Below are 7,766 nucleotides of genomic sequence, written 5' to 3' on the forward strand. Positions count from 1 at the left end.
AGGCCGGTACAACGGTTGCAGTCGGCACGCATATGGTGCTGGTGGACTACCGCGAAGGAAAGGTGTTCCGCTACTTCGTCTCTCAAAAGATGGGGCGGGTGCCGACGAATGGGCGTTCCAATGGTTTCATCCCGACCGCTCGATCAAGGTCGATGAGAATACCTCGCGGTGCTACTCGTGCCATCGCTCCCGTCAGGACAGTCAGTTCATGTTCACGCTGCCCGAAGCGCAGGCGTTCGGATCGTGAACAAATGCGTCGTCGTGCAAGCTCGGGGGTCTTTCGGGCTTCGACTGGCAGTCGCCGCCGTGATGGCGGCGCTTCTCCTTCTCGCTCTCGGCTACTGGTGGCTCGACAATCTGCCGCATGAGCTATTCGGGACGGCTATGTTCGTTCTGCTTGGATGGCATGTCCATACGAACAGGAACTGGTTTCGGAATCTTGCCAGGGGCCGCTATGGTGTCCGCAGGACACTGATCGTCGCTTTCCATCTGGCGCTGATCCTAAACATGCTGATCGTCCTTGTTACGAGCCTTTTCGTCTCGAAATCGATCTTCGTCGCGCTCGGGCTGCCCAACAGTCCACTCGTGAGCGAGATCCACTGGTTCTCGGCCTACTGGGTAATCAGCTTGATATTCCAATCAGGGCGGGATACCTCGCATCGCCCGACCAGCATGCTGCAACTCCTGCATGACTTGCAAACCGGCTCGTGCGGTGTAACCTCTAGCCTCCATGGCTCTAAGGGGAAAAAGTGTTGAACGAGGGCGGGTCCTAAGCCTTGGCGAAGCAGAACGCCTATCTGTTCGGCGATTTCCGGCTGTTGCCGGAGGCCCAGTCGCTCCTGCACAAGGGAAGGCCGGTTGCGCTCGGCGGGCGGGGTTTCGATATCCTCACCCTGCTGGTAGAGCGGGCCGGTGAAGTGGTCAGCAAGGCCGACCTGTTTGCCCACGTATGGCCCAGCTATATCGTCCACGACCATAATCTGAAGGTCAATGTCGGTAACCTGCGGCGCTCGCTCACCGACTGCGATCCGGCCGCGGACTATATCGCGACGATAGCCGGTCGCGGCTACAAGTTCGTCGGCGCGGTGGAGAGCGATCTCCCGGCACCGGTGCGGCCCGTTTCTTCCCCCGCAAGTCTTCACTACGCAGCGCCGCACGACGTGCCGAAGCTGCTCGGCCGCGATGAGGCGATCCGGCAGATCTGCGGCCAGCTCGATCAAGCCGGTTATGTCACCATCGTCGGGCCCGGCGGCGCCGGGAAAACCTCGCTTGCGGTCACGGCGGCCCGGCATTACCGCGCCGGGGACGACGCCATTGCCTTCGTCGATCTCTCGACGATCGGCGATCCGCGCTTCGTCGTCCCCGCGATCGCCTCCGCTCTCGGCATCTCGCTCGGGCTCGACGACCCGGTCGGGGGCGTGATCGCCGTGCTCCGGGAGAAGACACCGCTGCTGATCATCGATAATTGCGAGCATGTCATCGCTATGGCGGCGACAGTCGTCGAGCGGATATCGTCTGAGGTTCCCGCCGCCTTTATCCTCGTAACCAGCCGCGAACCCTTGCGCACGCGGCACGAGCAGATCCATTTTCTCTCCGGTCTCGCCCATCCGGACCCGACGATCGCGCTTCCGGCGAGCGAGGCATTGCAGTTTCCGGCTGTCCAGCTCTTCATCTCCAGGTCTCAAGGCTGCGGCACGGCCGAACCGACGGAGGACTTTGTCCGCAGTGTCGTCTCGATCTGCGCAAGGCTGGAGGGCTTGGCGCTCGCCATCGAGCTTGCCGCCGGCACGGTCCGTGCGCTTGCGCCTGCCGCGCTCGACGATCTCTTCAGGGGCGGGTTCGGTTCGATGAGCCGGGGAGAACGGGACGCGCCTTTGCGCCACCAGACGCTCGAAGCCGCGCTCGACTGGAGCTACCGGCTTCTTCCCGACCGCGAGGCCGTCCTGCTCGGCCTGCTTTCGGTGTTTTCGGGCGGGTTCACTGCCGACGACGCGGAGGCCCTCTATTCCGCCGGCGCACTCGACCCCGTGACGGGACGCGACGCGCTGTCCCAGCTCGTGGCGAAATCGCTCGTCTCGACGGACTATGACGGCGGGACAGTGCATTACAGGCTGGCCGAAAGCACCGGCGCCTATGCGGCGCAGCGTCTTTTCGGCTCAGGCCATCGGCAGCAGGCGAGGCGACAGGTTGCGATCCGGCTGCGGGACAAGCTGCAGATCGCCGAACGGGAATGGTCTTCGCAGACGTCTCGCGAATGGCTGCGGAAATATCGCCGGACGATCGACGATGTCCGGGCTGCCATCGACTGGGCCTTCGATCCCGCCGGCGACGCCGAACTGGGCATCGAGCTGGTCGTGGCCGCACTGCCGCTATGGCAGGAGCTTTCGGCGTTCCGGGAAATGCTGGCAGCCATCGATCTTGCAGGCGAAAACAGCGCGGCGCTCCTGAAGCTTCCGCCGCTGGGACGGGCGAAGCTGTTCACGGCGCGGGCCTGGGCGATGACGCTTGCCCGCCACATGCATCCGCAAACCGACAAAGCCTGGCGCGAGAGCCTCTTTCATGCGAGCAAATCGCGCAATGCCGAACTTGAAATGCGCTCGGTCTGCGGACAGGCGGTCTTCTTCGCCTATTCCGGCCGGCCGCGCAAGGCTTTGCGCCGCATGCGGGATTTCGGCGCGGAAAAGGGGCTCAACTGGTCGAGCGCGCCCGACGGCAAGCGGCTGCTCGCCCATATCGAGATCTATGCCGGCGAACTGGATTCGGCATCGACCCATCTTAAGGCACTGATGGACGAATGGGGCGATCTGGAGGACGGGCACGGATTGTCCCGATTCCAGGTCGATCTGCCTACCGGAATTCGCCTGTCGCAGGCGCTTCTGTCGTGGTTGCAGGGAGAGCCTGATCGCGCCGCCCGTCTGGCCGGCCATGCCATCGATCGGGCCGCGGATCTCGATCACATGATATCGCTCGGCAATGCGATCTCGCTTGCGGCGCTTCCGATCGCCTTCGTGGAGGGCGAGCTCGAAACCGCGTCCCGGCTTCAGCGGCAGCTGGATGACGTCGCACGACGCGAGAATGTCGGCATCTACGAGGGCACCGCCCTGTTCTTCGCCGGCGCTATTCAGGCGGCTCGAGGCGACGCAGCCGGCTTCACCGGGATGCAGGACAGCATTGCCGGATTGCTCCGGGGCGGCTGGCGCAATCGTGTGCCTTTCTACCGCAGCCTTTTGGCGGAAGCCTATATTGGCGCGGGCGAGATGCGCCTTGCGGAAGACAGCATGCGCGCCGCGCTGACCGAAATCGGGATCCGCGAGGAGCGCTGGTGGCATCCGGATCTGTGGCGCGTCGCGGGAATGATCGAAGCCCGCAACGGACGACCGGATAGGGCGACACGCTGTTTCGAGAAGTCTCTGAAGTGCGCCCGCGCCACGGGTGCGGGCGCCGCGGTCCGGCGGACGGAGCGTCTCATGGCGGGCCTCGACTGATCTCCGGTTGCCGAACTAAGCGCATCTATCATGTCGCAGGCACCGGATGGCTCTGCGCCTGGCTTGCCTCGCTGGCTGCCTGCCGGGCACGGGCATAACTTTCGGCGACCGCCGCATAGTTTGGCGCGGCAAGCCCGTAGAGTTTTGCGAGTTCGGCCGCCTCGGGCCGCGCCCAGCTGCGATGAAGCTCGGACAGAAGGGCGTTGGCAGATGTGGGTTTGACGCCGCCCTGGACGAAGCGGGCGAGCGAAATGCGCGAGGCCATTTCGCTCGGGTCCCCCGAGGCATCGAGTACGGCGTAGACGTCATAGCCGGCGGCGCGGGCGTCGAGCGCCGGAAACATGACGCAGACGCTGGTCCAGACGCCCGCCATGACGAGCGTCTTGCGGCCGGTCGCGCAGACAGTGGCGACGAAATCGTCATTGTCCCAGGCGTTTACCTCGCCATTGCGCGGCACATAGACGGCGTGTGGCGCATATTCATGGATCTCCGGCATCAGCGAGCCGTTGGGGCCGGCAGGTTCCGAGGCGGTCGTGACGACCGGAATATTCAAGAGCGTGGCAAGCCTGGCGATCATCTCCACATTCCGGCGCAGATCGGAGACCGACATGTCCCTGACCGTCTGGAACAGGCCCGACTGGTGATCGAGAAGCAGAATCAGCACGTCGGAGGGATCGATGAGGCTCATGCCGCCGCCCGTCGCAAGCACGCTCGACTTGGATTTGCTGTTATACATGGTCGCTGTCCATCTCTGAGTTCCGGTTAGCGGGCAAAAGGGTTCGCGCGAGGAAGTCGCATGACGGGGATCATCTCGTGCGCCTTGTCTTCGAGGGCGAAATGTCCGGTGTCGAAGAAATGAGGTTCGGCGCCGGGCAGGTCGCGAAGGAAGGCGTGAGCGTCTTTTAACAGGAAGATCGGATCATTCTCGCCCATAGGATCAACGCCGCCGGCTGATGCGCGCGGAAATAGGCGAGAAAGGCGGGATAGAGCGCGACGTTGGTGCGTGAGTCGTAGATGATGTCCAGCTGGATTTCCTTGGCGCCCGGGCGGTCGAGGAAGAGCTGATCGTACAGCCATGCGGCGGGATCGATGCGGGCCTCGTCCCTCGTGCCGGCGAGATATTGGAAGCGCGTGCCCTCCAGCGACAGGAAGGGCAGCATCGTATCGCGGTTCGCCGCTGTCGGCCCAGCAGGCGCGGAGCGACGAGGACTTCGAAACCGAAGCCGGCAAGCTCGCCATGGACCTGTTGCCAGCCGGAGCCGTCGACGAAGGCGCCGTGCACGAGGACGATCGAGAGGGACGGCGCGCCGACTGCCCGGGCGCCCGAAACGACATGGGGCATGTCTCTTCCTTTTAAGGTGTTGTCGAGGGAGAAAGACCGCAGGGCCGCCGGCCCTGCGGGACGCATCACTTGCAAACCTTGCGGTCGAGGAAGTCGTGGATCAGCGGCGCCATGACGTCGAGCTTGTCCTCGAGGGCGAAATGTCCGCTGTCGAGAATATGCATTTCCGCGTCGGGGAGATCGCGGAGATAGGGATGCGCGCCCGATTCCGGGAAGATCTTGTCGTTCTTGCCCCAGACTATCAGCGTGGGCGGCTTGCGCTCGCGGAAGAAGGCCTGGAACTCCGGGTAGAGCGGAACATTGCTGCCGTAGTCGCCCAGGAGATCGAGCTGAATGTCCTTGTTGCCCGGCCGATCGAGCAGGGCCTGATCGACGTCCCAGTTGTCTGGGCTGATCCGCGCGATATCGCCCATTCCATCGGTGTATTGGAACTTCGTGGTTTCGAGCGTCACCAGGCCGGCGAGTGCTTCCCGGCGTTGCGGTGTCTTTTCGGCCCAGTAGGCCTTGATCGGATCCCAGAAGGCGGCCAGGCCCTCGGTATAAGCATTTCCGTTCTGCACGATCAGGGATTCGACCCGCTCGGGATGCTTGAGCGCGAGCCGGTATCCAATCGGCGCGCCGTAATCCATAACATACATGCTGTACCGGTGGGCGCCGACCTTGTCGGTCAGTTTCTCGACGATATCAGTCAGATGCGCGAATGTGTACTGGAACCTGGTATGGTCGGGCGTGTCGCTCTGACCATAGCCGGGATAGTCGGGCGCGATCACGCGGTAGCGGTCCGCAAGCAGCGGTATGAGGTTGCGGAACATGTGCGACGAGGTCGGAAAGCCGTGCAGGAGCAGGATGACCGGTGCATCCCTGGGGCCGGCCTCGCGGTAGAAGACGTTCACGCCGTCGATCGACGTGCTCTTGTAGTGAATGACGGGAATTGCCCTGACGGAGGCGGTGATCGCGGTTTGTGGGAGGCAACGGGCTTCGGCGGCAAACGGAGCGGCGGCGACCAGTAGTGCAATGGCGCTAGCGAGATGTTTTTTCATGACCTTTTCCTCTTCAAACGGGTGCAGGAAATCTGCGCCTCTGGGGAAAAGGACTACCACCGGCAGCCTTCGGCCCCGGGATAAATAAGGGTAAATAGTTGTAAGATCCGGGCTGGCCGAATGCACAATGAGCTACTTGAGTTTGCCGATGAACAAACGTGCCAGCCCCTCAAACCGATGATCTAGCGAACTATTTCGATCCTTTTAATCGTATCCCCTGTGCTTGCTGATAATTAGCCTCCCCTAAAACGAACGGTCTTCGCTGCAGAGTTGAGGGAAGAGTGAGGAAAAGATCACCGTGTCGACGGTTCGTTTCCCTTCAAGGCGTTCGATACCTTACTTCCAACCCATCAGCTCTTAAACAGAGCTGAAAGGTCACGCCGTCCGTCAACCACTCGGACGATCTCGACGGTATCAATAGGACCGTCATCAGTGTCAGGCCTTGTCTCATAGAGGATGACAAAGGGCGCTTCGACCAACATCCGGGCTGTTCGGAATACTTCCTGGTGACGCTCGCCTAACAGCGGGTGCTCAATGAGCAACTCCACCTTGCGACGAAAATTGGCGAAGTACTTCTCCGCGCTCCGTGGCTGCTCTTTGCCAATATGAATGTAAATGTTCTTAACGTCGGCGCGCGCCTTTGATGTCCACAGAAGCTTAACGGGCATGAGGAGAGGCAGGTGCTATTTCCTGGCGTGCTTCATCCAGCACTGCATCAAAATCCACTTCGACAGGAGGACCACTAGCTTTGCCTTCCTCCCACATCGCACGCAGCTTGGTGATATCCGCACGCTTTTGCATCCATTTGGCCGACCAATCACGCATAGCTTCGCGAACAACTTCGCTTCCGCTTGCATAAGCCCCACTGCTCACCGCATCTCGCAACAACTCGGCATGTTGGGGTGTCATCGAAATACTGACCTTTTCAACATTCGGCATTGATAACCTCCATCAGGATTGGTAGCAATTATTACCACCAGTTGTCCGAGATGGCAACTTCGCTGTTTCAGTCACGCCTGAAACGAGGTCCGGCTCTTAAGCGTCACTGCCGGGACGCTTCGACGTCGACCGGAATTAGCGGCTTCGGAGGTTTGTAGGACTCTGAGAAGCAGGGCCGACGGTTCGAATCCATTCAAAGCGATGGACAGCGCAACAGTTGCCGGACAGAACGTGAACGGAACGACTGAATAGCCCGAGGTCGACAGGCTCGTCGAGCATGGTCTGGCACGTGCAGGCCTCTGAGCCGCAAAATGCCTATTCCCGGTGTGGTTGACATGCACCGGGAAGAAAAAAGCCACTGCTTCGTCTGCTCTTGTCAGAAGAACTGGAATAAGCCGGATCAATCGCCCGTTGCATGCCTGCGTCTGCCGTGTTTATTGCGTTTTCGGCGGCTATGTATTATATAACTTATTGAAAAACGGTGGTGATAACGATGTCTAGCGTTGCGATTAAGGTACTGTCGACGGTGAACGCCCCTTACGGGACGAACCTCTCCGCTGAGCAACTCGCTTCGAAGATTTCGGATTTTGCGAGCGTTAAGAACTTTGATGCTTCCGCATTTTCATTCTATTCCGAAGTGAAAGCCGAGCTCCAGCACCAGTTTCTCGATGAGATGGAGATTGATCACGGCACCGCATTCGAAATTGCCCGGAAATTCTCGCAGCTGGCTGGATATCCCCTCGCCCTGGCCGCCTGAGGGCTGTCCTGATGAGCCATTGGGAAAGCCTTTTCGACCAGGCTGTGTCAATTATCAATCAGGCGAACACTTCTTTTAAGCTCCTCGATAGCTGGACTTTCGGAGGTGAGAGGTGGCTCGGTTTGTCTGAACAGTTTCGGGCGTTTCGCTAAGTGGATTTCCGCCTCGATTATGCCGCCACCATCATTGGTGCCAGCGCGTTG

Annotated in this window: 10 protein-coding genes and 1 pseudogene; 4 read left to right on the forward strand and 7 right to left on the reverse strand. The window is 60.8% G+C overall.

The genetic code is table 11. From position 1 onward, the window contains the following. The first annotated feature begins 142 nt into the window (after positions 1-142). Genes FHT93_RS36040 through FHT93_RS21665 form a run of 3 tightly spaced genes read left to right on the forward strand, consistent with a single transcriptional unit; the run spans position 143 to position 3,485 of the window. Positions 143-247 carry a hypothetical protein gene (locus FHT93_RS36040; RefSeq protein WP_348649801.1) on the forward strand — a complete coding sequence of 35 codons (105 nt, stop codon included), beginning with the start codon at positions 143-145 and terminating at the stop codon, positions 245-247. Continuing rightward, entirely contained in the window at positions 244-756 is a 513-nt protein-coding gene (locus FHT93_RS21660; protein ID WP_183849385.1) for a hypothetical protein, read from the forward strand. Before FHT93_RS36040 ends, FHT93_RS21660 begins: the two co-directional genes overlap by 4 nt. Before the next feature lie 20 nt (positions 757-776). Further along, positions 777-3,485 (forward strand): winged helix-turn-helix domain-containing protein, encoded by a 2,709-nt coding sequence (locus FHT93_RS21665; RefSeq protein ID WP_183849386.1) that lies wholly within the window; start codon positions 777-779, stop codon positions 3,483-3,485. A gap of 28 nt (positions 3,486-3,513) precedes the next feature. Here the strand turns inward: FHT93_RS21665 and FHT93_RS21670 are convergent, their stop codons facing one another. From FHT93_RS21670 to FHT93_RS21690, 7 genes and pseudogenes are all read right to left on the reverse strand, one after another. Then, positions 3,514-4,221 carry an isochorismatase family protein gene (locus FHT93_RS21670; protein WP_183849387.1) on the reverse strand — a complete coding sequence of 236 codons (708 nt, stop codon included), beginning with the start codon at positions 4,219-4,221 and terminating at the stop codon, positions 3,514-3,516. A 26-nt stretch (positions 4,222-4,247) separates the two neighbouring features. Further along, entirely contained in the window at positions 4,248-4,418 is a 171-nt protein-coding gene (locus FHT93_RS35665) for a hypothetical protein (protein ID WP_246781677.1), read from the reverse strand. After that, complete coding sequence (locus FHT93_RS35670) at positions 4,388-4,645, reverse strand: hypothetical protein (protein WP_246781702.1); 258 nt, start codon at positions 4,643-4,645, stop codon at positions 4,388-4,390. Before FHT93_RS35670 ends, FHT93_RS35665 begins: the two co-directional genes overlap by 31 nt. Before the next feature lie 38 nt (positions 4,646-4,683). Further along, positions 4,684-4,827 (reverse strand): annotated as a pseudogene (locus FHT93_RS35675) (alpha/beta hydrolase); the annotation flags it as partial. A 65-nt stretch (positions 4,828-4,892) separates the two neighbouring features. Further along, on the reverse strand, positions 4,893-5,867 hold the full coding sequence (locus FHT93_RS21680) for an alpha/beta hydrolase (RefSeq protein WP_183849388.1): 975 nt from the start codon (positions 5,865-5,867) through the stop codon (positions 4,893-4,895). Positions 5,868-6,217: 350 nt separating this feature from the next. Then, positions 6,218-6,535 (reverse strand): type II toxin-antitoxin system RelE/ParE family toxin, encoded by a 318-nt coding sequence (locus tag FHT93_RS21685; RefSeq protein ID WP_183849389.1) that lies wholly within the window; start codon positions 6,533-6,535, stop codon positions 6,218-6,220. Further along, positions 6,525-6,806, reverse strand: coding sequence for a type II toxin-antitoxin system ParD family antitoxin (locus tag FHT93_RS21690; protein ID WP_183849390.1), 282 nt, complete (start codon positions 6,804-6,806; stop codon positions 6,525-6,527). Before FHT93_RS21690 ends, FHT93_RS21685 begins: the two co-directional genes overlap by 11 nt. 493 nt (positions 6,807-7,299) lie before the next feature. Between FHT93_RS21690 and FHT93_RS21695 the strand changes: the two genes are divergently transcribed. Then, on the forward strand, positions 7,300-7,563 hold the full coding sequence (locus tag FHT93_RS21695; RefSeq protein WP_183849391.1) for a hypothetical protein: 264 nt from the start codon (positions 7,300-7,302) through the stop codon (positions 7,561-7,563). Positions 7,564-7,766 lie beyond the last annotated feature (203 nt).

The sequence above is a fragment of the Rhizobium sp. BK379 genome (genome assembly GCF_014193955.1).
GTDB lineage: Bacteria > Pseudomonadota > Alphaproteobacteria > Rhizobiales > Rhizobiaceae > Rhizobium.

What these genes read in the sequence shown, in the direction of transcription:
- FHT93_RS21670 (WP_183849387.1), bottom strand. Translation starts at nt 4,221, where the DNA reads ATGTATAACAGCAAATCCAAGTCGAGCGTGCTTGCGACGGGCGGCGGC.
- FHT93_RS35665 (WP_246781677.1), bottom strand. Translation starts at nt 4,418, where the DNA reads ATGGGCGAGAATGATCCGATCTTCCTGTTAAAAGACGCTCACGCCTTC.
- FHT93_RS35670 (WP_246781702.1), bottom strand. Translation starts at nt 4,645, where the DNA reads ATGCTGCCCTTCCTGTCGCTGGAGGGCACGCGCTTCCAATATCTCGCC.
- FHT93_RS21680 (WP_183849388.1), bottom strand. Translation starts at nt 5,867, where the DNA reads ATGAAAAAACATCTCGCTAGCGCCATTGCACTACTGGTCGCCGCCGCT.
- FHT93_RS21685 (WP_183849389.1), bottom strand. Translation starts at nt 6,535, where the DNA reads ATGCCCGTTAAGCTTCTGTGGACATCAAAGGCGCGCGCCGACGTTAAG.
- FHT93_RS21690 (WP_183849390.1), bottom strand. Translation starts at nt 6,806, where the DNA reads ATGCCGAATGTTGAAAAGGTCAGTATTTCGATGACACCCCAACATGCC.
- FHT93_RS21695 (WP_183849391.1), top strand. Translation starts at nt 7,300, where the DNA reads ATGTCTAGCGTTGCGATTAAGGTACTGTCGACGGTGAACGCCCCTTAC.